Below are 14,152 nucleotides of genomic sequence, written 5' to 3'. Positions count from 1 at the left end.
GGCGGACACGTCCTTGCATCGATCGTTTGATCGGAACCGATGTGATAATCCGTCCATGGACGAACTAGATACGGAGATCGTGCGGCTTCTCCAAACGGATGCCCGGCAGTCCAACCGGGAGTTGGCCCGCAGGCTCGGCATCGCGCCGTCCACCTGCCTGGAACGGGTGCGCACCCTCACGCGGCGGGGCGTCATCCGCGGCTACCACGCCGACATCAACCCGGCGGACCTGAACCGCGGGGTGCAGGCCCTGGTCTCGGTGCAGATCCGGCCGCTGAGCCGGACGGTGATCAACACGGTCAAGGACGACGTGTCGGGGATGCCCGAGGTGATCAGCGTGTTCGTGGTGGCGGGCGGCGACGATCTGGTGCTGCACGTCGGCGTGCCGGATCTGGACCGCCTGCACGCGTTCCTGCTGGACCGGCTGAGCAAGCGCAAGGAGATCGTCGGCTTCCGCACCTCTGTGATCTTCCAGCACGTCCACAACACCGCCCTCAGCCGACTGGAAACCTAGGGCTGCCATATGCGGCTGTTCAGATCCGTGCCTCGGACGACCTGCACGCGCCACGGCTCCAGCCGCAGTACCGCGAACTTGGGGTCGGTGGGCCCCTTCCAGAACTGGCCCGGGTCGTAACCGGCCCCCGGTGGGCTCCCCTTTATATAGAGGTCCCACACGTGCCGCTTGATGTCGTCGTCATCGGTCCACTCGGCGACCGTGTCCACGTACACCGCGTTCTGCCTAGGACTCCAGTAGGAGAAGGTGGTGTGCGGGTTGGCGGCGAGGTGGGCCGTCTTGACCGGGGTCTTGAACGTGCAGAGCCACCCCAGGGGACGGTCGTCGACCATCTCCCAGACAGGGATGAGCACGCGCGCGCGTGGGCGGCCCTTGGTGTCCACGGTCGTCATCGTCGAATAGACGATGTCGCCCACGTAGGTGTCGAACGCGTCGCGAATCGCGGAGAAGTCCTTCACCTTGGTCGTCATCGGGTGGCTCCTGTCGTTTCCGCAGCGGCGGGGGTCTCGGTGACGGCCGCGGGCGTCGTACGGCGGGCACGCAGCCCGGACCCGATGACGGCCGCGCCGAGCACGGCCGCCACGGCCGGGACGAGCAGCGCCATACGGATCGAGTCGAAACCGGCCGCGGCGGTACGGTCCGCACCGAGCGCGGCGACCTGCACCGCCGTCGCCGCCGAGATCCCGAAGGCCGCACCGAACTGGAACGCCGTGTTCAGCAGCCCGCCGGCCAGCCCCTGCTCGCGCTCCTCGACGCCGTCGGTGGCGGCGATGGTGATCGGGCCGTAGGCCAGCGCGAACGACAGCCCGATCAGGAAGAGGGTCGGGAGCATCGCGGCGTACACGGTGTCCGGGCCGACCGGCAGGAACAGCGCGTACCCGGCGACCGCGAGCAGGAACCCGGTGAAGATCACCCGGACGTACCCGAAGCGCTGGACGAGCCGCGGTGTGAGGGTGGGCGCCAGGACGGCGTCGATGCCGAGGAACAGCAGCGCCAGCCCGGTCTCCACGGTCGACCAGCCGCGCAGTTCCTGCAGGTAGAGGGTGGCCAGGAACTGGAACCCGAAGAAGGCCCCGGCCAGTAGGACCGCTCCGGTGTTGGCCCGGACGAGCGCGGCTCGCCGCAGGATCCCCAGGCGCACCAGCGGCGCCGGGGCCCGCCGCTCGGTCGCGATGAAAGCGGCCAGCAGCGCCAGCCCGGCGGCGAACACGGCGAGGGTCACGCCGGGACCGTGCCCGGGGTCCTCCAGCCTGACGACCCCGTAGACCAGCAGCAGCATCGCACCCGTGATCGTGACGGCGCCGGCCGCGTCGAAACCGGCCGCCCCCTTCCCGGGACGATCCGGGACGCCGGTGTCCTTGATCAGCGGGATCGCGGCCAGCAGGATCACCAGCGCCAGCGCGACCGGCGCGAAGAACACCCACCGCCAGCCCGCCGCGGCCAGCAGCCCGCCCGCGACCAGGCCCAGCGAGAAGCCGCCGGCCGCCGTCCCGGCGTAGATCAGCAGCGCCCGGTCGCGCTGCGGGCCCGCGGCGAACCCGGTTGTGATCAGCGACAGCCCGGCCGGGGTCATGAACGCCGCCGACACTCCCGTCACGAACCGCGCGACCAGCAGCATCCAGCCCTCGGTGGCGAACCCGCCCAGCCCGGAGAAGACCAGGAACACCGACAGCCAGAACAGGAACATCCGGCGCCGGCCCAGCAGGTCGGCCGCGCGCCCGCCGAGCAGCATGAACCCGCCGTAGCCGAGCACGTAGGCGCTCACCACGCCGCTCAGCATCCCGGTGGACAGCCCCAGATCGGCGCGGATCGCGGGCAGCGCCACGTTCAGCATGGCCACGTCGATGCCCTCAAGGAAGATCGCGCCGCACAGGACGAGCAGCGCTCCCCAGGCTCGCCCGTCCATGCGGGCCGGTGGCGACTGCGATGTGGACATGATGGCTGTCTCCTCTCGGCCCGCACGGTTCCCCGCGAGCCTGCCGGTTCCTTCTTGTTACCGACAGCATCCTGCGGCACCATTGACGACCATGGAAGACGGGACTTTCGAGTCACCCGGTAACTGCCGGTATACCGAAGCCGGGTTCGACGTCAAGAACTGGGACACCCGCGAGGACTGCGAGGTCCGGCAGATCCTCGACCGGATCGCCGACAAGTGGTCGCTGCTGGTCATCGCGCTGCTCGACCAGTGCAGCATGCGCTTCACCGAACTGCGCCGGGAGATCGACGGGATCTCCCAGCGCATGCTCGCCCGCACCCTCCGCCACCTGGAACGCGACGGGCTGGTCAAGCGGACCGTCCATCCGGTCGTCCCACCCCGGGTGGACTACGAGCTCACCCCGCTCGGCGCCGACCTGCACTCCACGATCAAGGCGCTGGTCACCTGGACCGAGGAGCACCGCGCGCAGATCGCCGCCGCCCGTACCGCCTACGACGCCCGCACCTCAGCGGACGAGAACGCGCCGGCCGCGGCCACGCGCTGAGCCGGCGTCCACATGTGACGCGCCACGTGCCTGCGGCAAAACCACAACCGCCGACAGCGCTTCCCGGTCCAGGCGTCGGCCGCCTGGAGCGGGAAGCGCCGCCGCCCGGACCGTCTAGGGCGCCCGCACCGGCTCCAGCTCCTCGGCCTCGCGCGCACCCGGCCGGGCCGCCGTCCGATCACGATCCCGGCGCGGCAGGAACAGCGCCGCCAGCAGTGCCAGCGCCATGAACAGGACAGCCCAGACATAGGTGTGCTGGAACGCGTCGGCCAGTCCGGGCGCGACCGCCTCCCGGGCGTCGGGGGAGAGCCGCTGCAACGCCTGCAGCCCGCCCTCGCCCGCCACCGGCACCCGGGCCGCCATCGCCGCGGAGAGCAGCACCGACGCCACCGCCGTGCCCACCGCGCCGACCGTGGTGTTGATCAGGTTGAGCGTGGTGCTGGCCGCCGGCGCCTGGTCGTGCGGCATCCGCCGGGTCGCCGCCGTCATCAGCGGCATCATCGTCGAGCCGCCGCCCGCGCCGACCAGCAGCAGCGCGCCGCCCAGGCCCCAGTACGAGGCGTCCGCGCTGAGCTGGAGGACGAACAGGCCGAACCCGGTCGCCGAGACCGCGATCGAGACCGGGACCGTCCGGCCCGGGCTCACCTTGTCCGCCAGCCGTCCGGCGAACTGCATGACCGTCCCGGACGCCAGCGCCAGCGGCACGCCCAGCAGGCCGGCCATCGTGGCGCTCTCGCCCCGCACCACCTGGAAGTACAGGGGAAGCAGCAGCATCGAGCCGAAGTAGCCGATCGCGAACAGCGTCATCGTCCCGGTGGCCGCCGCGAACGCGCGGTCGCGGAAGGGCCGCAGGTCCAGCAGCGGATGCCGGGCCGTCAGCGCCCGTCCCACGAACGCCAGGATCAGCACCCCGCCCGCGACCAGCGGCACCAGCGCCCCCGGCTCGGCGAAGTCGCCTCGCTCGCCGCCGGAGGTCACGCCGTAGATCAGCGCGGCCAGGCCGGGCGACAGCATGAGCAGACCCGGAAGGTCCAGCGGCCTCGGGTCGCGTGCACCGTCCCGGGGGAAGATCCGGGACGCCAGCGCGACCACGACCGCCCCGATCGGCAGGTTGACGTAGAACATCCACCGCCACGACACCTCGTCGATCAGCCAGCCGCCCAGCACCGGCCCGGCCAGCGGGCCCACCAGGATCGCCAGGCCCAGCGTGCTCATCAACCGGCCCAGCCGGTCCGGGTCGGCGGCGCGGATGAGGATCGTCATGCCGACCGGCATCACCAGCCCGCCGGCCAGCCCCTGCACCACCCGGAACGCGATCAGCGACTCGATGTTCCAGGCCAGCCCGGCCAGGACCGACCCCGCCGCGAACAGGCCGATCGCCCCCAGGTACAACGGTCTGGCGCCGAACCGTCCGACCGCCCAGGCCGACAGCGGGATGACCGCGCCCAGCGCCAGCGAATAGCCCGTCGCCACCCACTGGATCGTGGCCAGCGGCGCGTCGAAGTCCTCCGAAAGCCGGGCGATCGCGACGTTCACCACGGTCATGTCCAGCGTCACCATGATCGACCCGAGCACCAGCACCAGCGCGACCGCCATGGCCCCCCGGCCGCGCGGGACAACGGTCCCTTCCATCACGTCTTCTCCTCTCGGTTCAAGCGCTGTACGGCCGGACGGCGCGGGCGTCCCGCAGGGCGTGCCCCCACCAGGCGAGCTGGTCGAGCATGGTCTTCGCGGCGGCGTCGGGGGCCTCCGGATCCAGGTGCCGCCCCTCGTCGTCGAACTGCCCCCAGGGGTTGTGGAGGCTGACCGTGTCGCGGATCGTCACCGCGTGCAGTTCGGCGAAGACCGGCCGCAGGTGCTCCACCGCCCGCTGCCCGCCGGCCATCCCGCCGTACGACACGAACGCGACCGGCTTGGCCTGCCACTGTGTGAAGTGCGCGTCAATGAAGTTCTTCAGGCTGCCGGGGAAGCTGTGGTTGTACTCGGGGGTGATGATCACGAACGCGTCGGACCGCTCCAGGGCCTCGGTGGCCTTCGCCAGGACCTCGCCGTCCTGCGGGCGTCCCAGGATCGCGGGCAACTCCAGCTCACCCAGGTCGACGATGTCCGGCCGCAAGCCCTTGTGGCGCTCGGCACGCTCGGCGAACCACCGGCCCACGGTCGGCGCGAACCGGCCGTTGCGGTTGCTGCCGATGATGATCGCCACACGCAGCGCGTTCTCGGTCATGGTTCCGCCCTCCATCCATGCAGGTCATCCCGTCGAAGGACGGGCATCCGTCACGTGACCGGCCGCGGTGGCCGGCACGGACTCAAGCCTGAAACCTCAACAATGGTTGATGTCAACTGCCGGTGCTTGGAGCGTCCACGCGCTCTCGCGCCGATACGGGCAGGGAAAGGAGCCCGGGCCGAGGACTGCACTTAAACGGGGACATGTCCGTCACCGTCTTTCCCGTGCATCCGTGTGCTGACGGCCGGCCGTCAGCACACGGAGGAGGCAACAATCGGGGAGCCCCGACATCGGCGACGCCTTCAGCAAGGGCGATCGGCCGGCGGGGCATGCTGGAACCTCGGCCATGCCGGGACGAGGAGCGAGATGATCGTCTGGCGTAAGAGCGGCGGAACGGGCGCAGGGCGCCGTTCAACCGCCCCAGAGAATCCAGAGCAGGCCCAGGAGCATCGCGGAGATCATCCCCACCGCTTGGGCGACCTTGCCCCACGCAGGGAGCGGCGCCTCAGCGCTGGACGTCGAACGTTTTGCGAAGACGCTGAGCACCAATGAGATGATGACGATGGGGCCGAGCAGCAGAGTCAGCCAATCGACGAGCACTGGCATGTTCATCGCGGTTCTCCTCGTCGACCTCGGCGGCTGATCGCCCATCGTCCAGGGAACGGGCCGGGACCCCTCCCGGACGCGGGTGAGGACGGCGGTATGTCGGGACCGGCGGTCGGGTTGTGGCTTTTCGAGGCGTGCGGGTTCGACGGCATCCTCGCCAAGGTCGTCCCCTGGCTGGAGACCTTCTGCGATCCGGTCGACGTCGAGCCTCGCGGCGATCTCGCCTTCTGGCCACGGGACGGCGCGGCCATTGGTCTGGACGGCTACTCCCCTGGTGAGACCTGCGCCTTCTTCCTGTCCGAGGACGAGTGCATTCCAGCGGACGACGACGATTACTCGGCCTTCGCGCGTCCACCCGTGCAAGGGCTGATTCTGGACGCCGGATGCTCGGGCCGGATGAACCACATCGTCCTGGGCCACCTGGCGCTCGCGCTCGCCCCGCGGCTTGACGCGCTCGTGGACTTCGACGGCGTCCTCGGCTATCCCACCCCGCGGGACGAGACGAGGAACGAAGCCGACCTCGTCCGGGCCCGGGCGCTGATGACCTCCCTCCCGGGGCGGATCGAAGAAGTCTCGTACGACACCGGCGGAGGCGGCCGCTGGTTCCGGCACGTCGGCGACGCCGAATTCCTGGCCGCCTGGCTGCACCACCCCGACTTCCACCTGGTCAAGTAGCCCGCTCAAGGATCTCCATCATCGCGGGAACCGGCAGGCTGGGATTCGCGGCGGCCGCGGCGGCCGTGTCCGGGTCCGCCAGGAGCACGACAAGCCTGGCTGTGGAAAGACGTGGATCGTGCGCCATGGCCGCCCGGACGCTCCTATCGCCGTCCCGGCTGAGCTGTTCGATCACTTCGGCCGGGGTCGTGGGATCCATGGCGACGAGCCTGCGCTCCTTCGGTTCGGAGGAGTCCGCGAATCTTCGCAGGCCGTGACGCGGAGAGTTCGGATGCCGCAGCATCGCGGCAACGGAATAGCCGTCGAACTCCAGGACGGTTCTGAGCAGCAGCAGCCCGGGCGCATCGGGATGGTTCTCGGCGAGGAACAGCCTCACGAGGAAGTCCTCATCGTCGGCGAGGCGCTCGGTCAGGTCGGGTGGCAGATGAGGGCAGAACGCGGCGCTGCGTCGCAGCGCCGGATGTGCGGACACGGCGCACTCCCGCATGGCCTGCTCGTCGTCGGAGAGTGCCAGCACCCACGGCAATGGATAGAACCTCGCGCGTGGCTCGAGGTGGTAATCGATGGCCGCGCGCTCTCGTTCGCTCAGGCCGGGGCGGGTCGAGACCGCGAGCCGGACGTCCGGGTCGGCGTCGACCGCCAGTTCGGAGACCAGGTCGTCGTCCAGGTTGGGGTTGCCGGCGACTTTGGCGCGCGTTCGCGGGTCGGTGTCCCGGGCCAGGCCCTCGGCCTGCGCCCTGGAAAGAATGCCGATCCGCGTTTCCTCCTCGGACAACCGAGCCACTGGTTTGTCGGCGGCGACCGCCGAGCGCTCCCTCTGCCGCTCATGATGGGCCGCCTCCCGGACCTCCGCGTCACGATCGGCGAGGAGCATGCCCTTGACCTCATCGGTGAGATGCCGCCAAAGGTCCAGGAGCAGGATTCGCACCTCTGGACTCGGGTCCGCGGCCAGCCGCGTCCGAACGTGGTCGGGCGTGTACGGGTGGAGCGCGACCTCTTCTCGGACGCGGGACTCCGGATCCGAGGCCAGCCGTTCATAGGCTTCGATCGTCAACGGCCGGGGCGCCGACGTGGAGCGCTTCCAGAAAAGGCCGCTGTTCTCGACGACGGCGGCCCGGACCCCGGCGTCGGGATCGTCGGCCAGCCGTGACCGTATCCGTGGCCCGATTCGAGAATTACCGGCGAACGACCGTCGGACGGTCCGATCGGGATGGGCCAGGATCGCGTCGATGACTTCATCGGGCAGTTCGGAACGGCCGCACAGCGCGAACCGGACTTCGTCAATACCCGTCGCCAAGAGACGCAGCAGGACCTCCGCCGGTGCGGACGCATTGCGCGCCAGCCCGGCCAGGCGAGGGTCATGGGTTCCGCACATGCCGTTGTCCGCCTCCGAGAAAATCGATGTGCAGCGATCATGTGGCCTGATAGGGGTGTCTGTCATGGCGTGGGGGATCGGCGCCGTCCCGCGGCCCGGCACCCGGCCGACGGCCAAGCCGCTGTTGTACCTGGACGTAGACGGGGTCCTGAATCCCTTGTCGCCTTCGGAGCCGGAGCGTTTCGTCCAGCACTCGATCGGAGATCTCACCGTCCGGCTCTCGTCCGAGCACGGTGCCTGGCTGAGGGAACTGGCCGACCACTACGAGCTGATCTGGGCGACCACCTGGGAGCATCACGCCAACGAACATCTAGGGCCGCTGCTGGGCCTGCCGGACCTTCCCGTGGTGGAGTTCTCGACGTACCGGCGTCAACGGGGCGACCCGCGCTTCCGGATCATCCAGCTTCTCGAGACGCACAAATGGGCGCCCATCCTCCGCCACGCCGACGGTCGCTCCTTCGCATGGATCGATGACGTCATCCCGATGCGAATCAAACGTCAGGCATGGCCGTACCGAGGCATCAAACTCGTCCACGTGGATTCGCGCGAGGGCATCACGCGCCGCCACCTGGACGACCTCCTCGCATGGTCGCCACCGGGCCGTTAGCCCGCCCCCTTGGCGCGTCCCAGGAGGCTGACGGTGCGGTCACCTTTTCTCCGATCGGTCCGTCATAGCAGCGATCACATACAGAACCCGATGGGAGATCACGACATGTCGGCTCGGATGAAGAATCCTGCGATGGGCCTGCCCGACGCCACGAAGGGCATCCAGAACCTGTTCAAGGCCATGTACTCGAGCGGTGCGCCGCAGACGTTGCTGGACCTGGTCCACATGCGGGCGAGCCAGATCAACGGGTGCGGGGCGTGCATCCACGCTGGGGTACAGGCCGCGCGGAAGGCCGGGGAAAGTGACGACCGGCTGCTGCAACTGCCCGGGTGGCGGGACGCCGACTGCTTCACCGACGCCGAACGGGCCGCGCTGAAGCTGACCGAGGCCGTCACCCGGCTGGCCGACCGGGGCGAGGTGGTGGACGACCAGCTCTGGGACGAGGTCGCCGACCACTTCGACGAGCGCGAGCTCTCCGCGGTCATCCTGATGATCGCGACCACCAACATGGTCAACCGCATCAACACCACGATCAGAGTGCCCGCGGGCACCACTTGGGAGTGACGGGACCAGGCGGCCGTACCGCACGCTAAACGGTCGCCGTCGCTTCCCCGGCGGGGCGAGAGCAGCGCCGCCGTCGCGAACGGCGGCTTCACCGCCAAGGAGTCGGGAGCCCACCGGGGGCCGGTACGCACAACACCGCTGCCACTTCGGGTTCTCGGCCTCCGAGGCTGTGTTTTCGCAGCCCCGGCCCAGGGCACTCGCCTAGCGGCTCGCACCCTGACCGAGCCTGGGCAAGCGCGACATCGCTTCGCGATCTGCCCGGCGAAGCTCGCCTCCGGCATCGCCTCACCGGCCAGGTAACGCGCTCGCGCGGTACCTGAGGCCACCGAGACAGGCCTTTGAACCCGCGAGGCGATCCTGCCGGATGCTTCACGTGAAACGGTGGTGCGGTGGTCGGCCACGTTGAGGCGGCTGCCGCAGAGGTTGCGGGGCGCAGCGGCGGCGGCCAGTGTCGAGGACCACGCCGCAGGGCAGGGCGGCGCTGGAATGGTTGGGCGCCCAGGCCTGCGAGGACTGGCGGTTCGTCGGCCATGAGGTACTGCTGCCGGCGGCGCCGTGCTGGCCCGGCCTTGACGGCGTGTCCCTCGGTGGGCGCTTCGAGGACGGCATGTACGTCGTCGCAGAAAGCGCGCAGGCCGTCGGTGCGGATGTCGTAGGCGGCGTGGAACTGCTCCTTCGAGATCGTAACCGGTGTAATCCATCTTCAGCACTTACTTGCTGCTATGGTAAGGATAGAAAATTAGTTTTACCCCTTACCGTTGGAGGATGTCGTGAGCGTGGAGTCCGGGACGTGGAGGCTGCCGGATCGGGTGCGGGTGTCGGGCGGTGAGGTTGCCGCCGGTGTGTTCGGGGACGGGCCGCCGGTCGTCCTCGTGCACGGCAGCCCGGCCTGGTCGTTCCTGTGGCGCGATGTCGTCCCGGAACTGGCACGCGAGCACACCGTCCATGTGTGGGACCTCCTCGGTTACGGCGGCTCGCGCCTCGCGCCCGGATTCGAGCCGTCCATCGAACGGCAGGCCCGCACTCTCGCCGAACTGGTCGAGCACTGGGGCATCGACCCCCCGGCCCTGGTCGGACACGACATCGGCGGCGCGGTCGTGCTGCGCGCCCATCTGATCCACCGGGTGCCCGCACGCCGGATCGCACTCCTGGACGCCGCCATATTGGAGCCGTGGCTCACCCCGTTCACCGAGCACATGCGCCGCCACCAGGACGCCTACCGCACCATGCCCGAGCACGTCTTCGCCGATATCGTCGGCCCGCGTATGCGCACGGCGACCCACCGTCCGATGGCCGACGCCGTCGCGCGCGCCTACCTCGCGCCGTGGGCCGGGCCTGAGGGGCAGCGGCGCTGGGTCGACCAGGCCGCCGCCGTCACCGCCGATGACACCCGCGAAGTGGTCGCGCGCCTGGACCGGATCGCCGTTCCCACCCTGGTGCTCTGGGGTGAGCGGGACGGCTGGCTCGCTCCCGCCACGGCGGACCGCCTTGCCGCCGCGATCCCCGGAGCCGGGCGGACCACGATCGCGGACGCGGGACACTTCCTGCCAGAGGACAACCCACAGGACACCGCCGCCATGCTGCTGCCCTTCCTCCGCTGAGACGGCCCACGAGCGTGAGCGCCGCGCCGGGCAGGCCGGTGACCGGGGCTGTCGCCGCGCGCGTTGCGGCAGGCGGTCGGGGCACAGCATCCCGCCCAAGCCCACGGCGGTCATCGTGCGGACGGGCGGGATGGTGCGGCCGCCCGGCGTGGCCGGCGGCGACTGCGCCCCGCGCCAGTAGCGCGGGCCCGCGATCGTGATCAGGAGGTGCCCGGCGAGTTCCTCGGCGTCGACCGAGGTATGTGCCGCGGGACGACCCGGGCCTGATCAGCGCGCTTCCGCTCGTCTGCAGCGTCGCGGGCATCGCAGGGACGGTCGGCCACGCTGGTGCTGTGGGGCGTGGCCTCCGGCGGGGGGACCTCCGGGGCTCCGGTGACGTTCGGGAAGGACGTGATCACTCGGATGTGGCCGATCGTCCCGTCGCTCCTCGGTGGGGCGTGGGAACAATCGGCCGGTGCCCGTGGTTACATGTGATGGCCGGTGTGCCTGGAGTCCCCGGGCCTCACCTATCGCCTTCGCGGAATACCGTTCGGCTGGAGCCGCGTTGTGCCTTTCGCCGAGAGGCGACCCGCACACCGGCTTAGACCAGGCCCCGCCAGGGCTATGACCAGGCGGGGCCTGGTCGTTTTCCGGGCTGGCACACTGTGCGGCATGACTCTCGCGGCGCATCTGGAGAAGCTCGGCCGGCCGCTGGTCGAGGAGCAGTTGGAGCATCCGACCGTGGCGGGCATCGCCCGGGGCGACCTCGACGAGGCGGTGTTCCGCTCCTGGCTGGAGCAGGACTACCTCTTCCTGCACGACTACGTCCGTGTCTTCTCACGGCTGGCCTGGCAGGCCCCCGCCGCCCACCTCGGCGACCTCGTCGACCTGGCGCACTCCACCTACCACGAGGAGCTGTCGCTGCACCGGTCGCTGTCGTCGGAGTTCGGCGCCGATCTGGACGGGGCGGAGAAGGGTCCCGCGTGCGTCGCGTACACCGGGTTCCTGCTGGACAGCGCCGCCTCGTACGGCGAGGGCCTGGCCGCGCTCTACCCGTGCATGTGGGGGTACTCGACGCTCGGGAAGCGGCTCGCCGAGAACCCGCCCGCCGAACCGCGCTACCGCCGCTGGGTCGACACCTACGCCGATCCGGGCTTCGCCGAGCTGACCCGCCGCGTCGCGCACATGATCGACGAGACGGCGCCGGACCGGGAGGCGGCAGAACGGGCCTTCCTGGAGGGGATGCGTCACGAGCTCGCCTTCTGGGACGTCCCGCGCTGAGCCGTTACGCGCTGGCCCCGTCCAGGGCGGGGTAGTCGATGTAGCCCTCGGCGCCGCCCCCGTAGACGAGGTGCTCGACATGCCGGTTGAAGGGGGCGTCGGCGGCGATGCGGGCCGGCAGGTCGGGGTTGGAGATGAACAGCCGGCCAAACGAGAAGACGTCCGCCAGGCCCGCGTCCAGGACGCCCTCTCCAGCGCGCCGCGTGGTGGGCTCCGGCCCGTTGAAGTTGGCGATCAGGGTGCCGGGCCACAGCGGGCGCAGGTCGGCCAGCGCGCCGTACGCGCCACGCTCGATCACATGCAGGTACGCCAGTCCGAGGGGGGCGAGGGCGGAGACCAGGGAACGGTAGGTGCCCTGCGGGTCCTCCTCAGCGATCTCGTTCTCAGGGTTGTCGGGGGAGATCCGCAGGCCGACGCGTTCGGGGCCGATCTCCGCCGCGACCGCCTCCACGGCCTCGACCGCGAAGCGCAGCCGACCGTTGCGCGAGCCGCCGAAGCGGTCGTCACGGAGATTGGTGTTCTCAGCGAGGAACTGCTGGATGAGGTAGCCGTTGGCGCCGTGCACCTCGACGCCGTCGAACCCGGCGCGGATCGCGTTGCGGGCCTCGGCGGCGAACGCGGCGATCAAGGCGTCGGCCTCGGCGGTCGTCATCGCGCGCGGGGTGACGTGGTCGAGCGAGCCCTCCCGGGTGTAGATCGGCTCCGAGGCGATCCGGACCGGTGAGGGCGCGACCGGCAGCTCGCCGTCCGGCAGCGTGACGGGGTGGGTCATCCGGCCGACGTGCCAGAGCTGCGCGAAGATCCGCCCGCCGGCGGCGTGCACGGCGCCGGTCACCTCGCGCCAGCCGGCCACCTGTGCGTCGTCCACCAGGCCGGGGATGCCGGGGCCGCCCTTGCCGAGCCGGTCGGGCCAGATCCCCTCGGTGACGATCAGCCCGGCGTCGGCGCGCTGGGCGTAGTAGGTCTTGGTCAGCGGGCTCGGCACGGCGGTGACGTCGTCGGCCCGGCCGCGGGTCATCGGGGCCATCGCGATCCGGTTGGGCAGCCGCAGGTGATCGCTCTGGTAGGGCTGCAACAGGGGGCTCTGGGTGTGGGACATGGTCAGGCACCTCCAACGACATATGCATGTACCTGCATGAATTGTATGTACATGCAGATGTTGGCATTGCATGTATTCTGTGTCAAGAGGAGGCGCCACGATGACCACGACGATGGACGGGGCGGCCTGGGACAGGGTTGTGACCCTGCACGGACGCGTCGAACACGAGCTGGCCAAGGCCGTTCAGCGGCAGCACGGCATCGGACTCTCGGAGTACCGGGCGCTCTGCCGCCTCGCCGCCGCCGAGGACGGCGAGCTGCGCATGCAGGAGCTGGCCGACCTCATCGGACTCAACCAGAGCTCGGTCAGCCGCCTGGTCGCACGGCTGGAGTCGTCCGGCCTGACCCGTCGCGCCCACTGCCCCAACGACCGGCGCGGCGTCTACACGGTGATCACCGACGAGGGACGTGCCGTCCAGGAGAAGGCCGCCCCCACCTACCACGAGACCCTCGGCAAGGCCCTCGACGCCGCCGCCGGCGACGAGCGCGTGGGTGTCCTGGTCAGCGCCCTCCGCGCCTGAACCGGACGGCGTCACGCCGGGGCCATTGTGTTTTCAGCCCAACGATGACCGTAGGTGAGGTTCGGGATACGTAGCGAGATGTAGAGTCCGTTGCGTGGGCATGAGTCGGCACCGTCCGATATCGACCGATCGCTCGCCGCACGCGCGGCTGATGAGCCTCATCGTGTTCATCGCGTTCGTCCTACTGGCCGGGCTCGGCGGCACCACCGGCGCGCCAGACGGGCCGGGCGGCGTTCTCCGCTCGGTCGACGACGGCAGGGGCCGCGGCCAGGACGACGGCCGCGGGCAAGAGGACCCCGGACGGACGACACGCCCCGCCGAACTCCCGTCCGAGATCAGGGACGGGGTCCGCCAGGTGGGCCGATGCCGCTTCGTATGGCAGCGCAAGCCCGGCGGGATGCTCCGCTGCGCGCCCACACCAGAGCGTCCCTGAGCGGACGGCGCCGCAGGCGGGCGCCGTCCGCTCAGGGACGGATCAGCGGGTGACGGAGGTCTTGGCCGGCGGCTGCGGCCTCGGCGCCGCCGCGACGCCGCCGTCGGACACCTCTTCCGCCCTGTACGGCTTGAAGCGGCGGAGTCGGAGGCTGTTGCTGACGACGAAGACCGAGGAGAACGCCATCGCCC

General features: G+C 70.3%; 16 protein-coding genes. 9 read left to right on the top strand and 7 right to left on the bottom strand.

Annotated elements, in window-relative coordinates; translation table 11 throughout:
* Window positions 1-55 precede the first annotated feature (55 nt).
* On the top strand, window positions 56-514 hold the full coding sequence (locus tag ABD340_RS43895; protein ID WP_344597637.1) for an Lrp/AsnC family transcriptional regulator: 459 nt from the start codon (window positions 56-58) through the stop codon (window positions 512-514).
* Here the strand turns inward: ABD340_RS43895 and ABD340_RS43890 are convergent.
* Both ABD340_RS43890 and ABD340_RS43885 read right to left on the bottom strand, forming a co-directional pair.
* On the bottom strand, window positions 511-984 hold the full coding sequence (locus ABD340_RS43890) for a pyridoxamine 5'-phosphate oxidase family protein (protein ID WP_344597635.1): 474 nt from the start codon (window positions 982-984) through the stop codon (window positions 511-513). The genes ABD340_RS43895 and ABD340_RS43890 overlap by 4 nt on opposite strands.
* Window positions 981-2,450: an MFS transporter gene (locus ABD340_RS43885; protein ID WP_344597634.1), complete on the bottom strand. Its 1,470-nt coding sequence runs from the start codon at window positions 2,448-2,450 to the stop codon at window positions 981-983. The genes ABD340_RS43890 and ABD340_RS43885 overlap by 4 nt, the downstream gene beginning before the upstream one ends.
* A 91-nt stretch (window positions 2,451-2,541) precedes the next feature.
* On the opposite strand from ABD340_RS43885, the gene ABD340_RS43880 reads away from it, so the two are divergent.
* Window positions 2,542-2,994 (top strand): winged helix-turn-helix transcriptional regulator, encoded by a 453-nt coding sequence (locus ABD340_RS43880; RefSeq protein ID WP_344597633.1) that lies wholly within the window; start codon window positions 2,542-2,544, stop codon window positions 2,992-2,994.
* Between the two features lie 114 nt (window positions 2,995-3,108).
* Here ABD340_RS43880 and ABD340_RS43875 read toward each other — a convergent pair whose 3' ends face one another.
* The 3 genes from ABD340_RS43875 to ABD340_RS43865 all read right to left on the bottom strand — a co-directional run bounded on the left by ABD340_RS43875 (window position 3,109) and on the right by ABD340_RS43865 (window position 5,833).
* Window positions 3,109-4,626, bottom strand: coding sequence for a DHA2 family efflux MFS transporter permease subunit (locus ABD340_RS43875; RefSeq protein WP_344597632.1), 1,518 nt, complete (start codon window positions 4,624-4,626; stop codon window positions 3,109-3,111).
* 19 nt (window positions 4,627-4,645) lie between these two features.
* Window positions 4,646-5,221, bottom strand: a complete 576-nt coding sequence (locus tag ABD340_RS43870) for an NADPH-dependent FMN reductase (protein WP_344597631.1) — start codon at window positions 5,219-5,221, stop codon at window positions 4,646-4,648.
* 411 nt (window positions 5,222-5,632) lie between these two features.
* Entirely contained in the window at window positions 5,633-5,833 is a 201-nt protein-coding gene (locus ABD340_RS43865; protein ID WP_344597629.1) for a hypothetical protein, read from the bottom strand.
* Window positions 5,834-5,923: 90 nt separating this feature from the next.
* Here ABD340_RS43865 and ABD340_RS43860 point away from each other — a divergent pair, with 90 nt between their 5' ends.
* Window positions 5,924-6,502 carry a DUF6368 family protein gene (locus ABD340_RS43860; protein ID WP_344597627.1) on the top strand — a complete coding sequence of 193 codons (579 nt, stop codon included), beginning with the start codon at window positions 5,924-5,926 and terminating at the stop codon, window positions 6,500-6,502.
* On the opposite strand, the gene ABD340_RS43855 is transcribed toward ABD340_RS43860, so the two are convergent.
* Entirely contained in the window at window positions 6,495-7,994 is a 1,500-nt protein-coding gene (locus ABD340_RS43855; protein ID WP_344597625.1) for a hypothetical protein, read from the bottom strand. The two genes, ABD340_RS43860 and ABD340_RS43855, sit on opposite strands and share 8 nt — an antisense overlap.
* On the opposite strand from ABD340_RS43855, the gene ABD340_RS43850 reads away from it, so the two are divergent.
* The 4 genes from ABD340_RS43850 to ABD340_RS43835 all read left to right on the top strand — a co-directional run bounded on the left by ABD340_RS43850 (window position 7,942) and on the right by ABD340_RS43835 (window position 11,909).
* A complete protein-coding gene (locus ABD340_RS43850) occupies window positions 7,942-8,484 on the top strand; it encodes an HAD domain-containing protein (RefSeq protein ID WP_344597624.1) in 543 nt (180 codons plus the stop codon). The two genes, ABD340_RS43855 and ABD340_RS43850, sit on opposite strands and share 53 nt — an antisense overlap.
* A 132-nt stretch (window positions 8,485-8,616) precedes the next feature.
* Complete coding sequence (locus tag ABD340_RS43845; RefSeq protein ID WP_344597623.1) at window positions 8,617-9,048, top strand: carboxymuconolactone decarboxylase family protein; 432 nt, start codon at window positions 8,617-8,619, stop codon at window positions 9,046-9,048.
* Between the two features lie 770 nt (window positions 9,049-9,818).
* Window positions 9,819-10,649 carry an alpha/beta fold hydrolase gene (locus tag ABD340_RS43840; RefSeq protein ID WP_344597621.1) on the top strand — a complete coding sequence of 277 codons (831 nt, stop codon included), beginning with the start codon at window positions 9,819-9,821 and terminating at the stop codon, window positions 10,647-10,649.
* Between the two features lie 651 nt (window positions 10,650-11,300).
* The gene (locus tag ABD340_RS43835) at window positions 11,301-11,909 is read left to right on the top strand and encodes a TenA family protein (protein WP_344597619.1); all 609 of its coding nucleotides are present in this window, start codon (window positions 11,301-11,303) and stop codon (window positions 11,907-11,909) included.
* A 4-nt stretch (window positions 11,910-11,913) separates the two neighbouring features.
* Here ABD340_RS43835 and ABD340_RS43830 read toward each other — a convergent pair whose 3' ends face one another.
* A complete protein-coding gene (locus tag ABD340_RS43830) occupies window positions 11,914-13,008 on the bottom strand; it encodes an alkene reductase (protein ID WP_344597617.1) in 1,095 nt (364 codons plus the stop codon).
* Window positions 13,009-13,108: 100 nt separating this feature from the next.
* Here ABD340_RS43830 and ABD340_RS43825 point away from each other — a divergent pair, with 100 nt between their 5' ends.
* On the top strand, window positions 13,109-13,528 hold the full coding sequence (locus tag ABD340_RS43825; RefSeq protein ID WP_344597615.1) for a MarR family winged helix-turn-helix transcriptional regulator: 420 nt from the start codon (window positions 13,109-13,111) through the stop codon (window positions 13,526-13,528).
* A 94-nt stretch (window positions 13,529-13,622) separates the two neighbouring features.
* Entirely contained in the window at window positions 13,623-13,961 is a 339-nt protein-coding gene (locus tag ABD340_RS43820; protein WP_344597613.1) for a hypothetical protein, read from the top strand.
* The last annotated feature ends 191 nt before the right edge of the window (window positions 13,962-14,152 follow it).

The organism is Actinomadura vinacea (assembly GCF_039532545.1).
GTDB lineage: Bacteria > Actinomycetota > Actinomycetes > Streptosporangiales > Streptosporangiaceae > Spirillospora > Spirillospora vinacea.
Note: the sequence above shows the minus strand (reverse complement) of the source record. Positions and strands in the feature narration are given on the sequence as shown.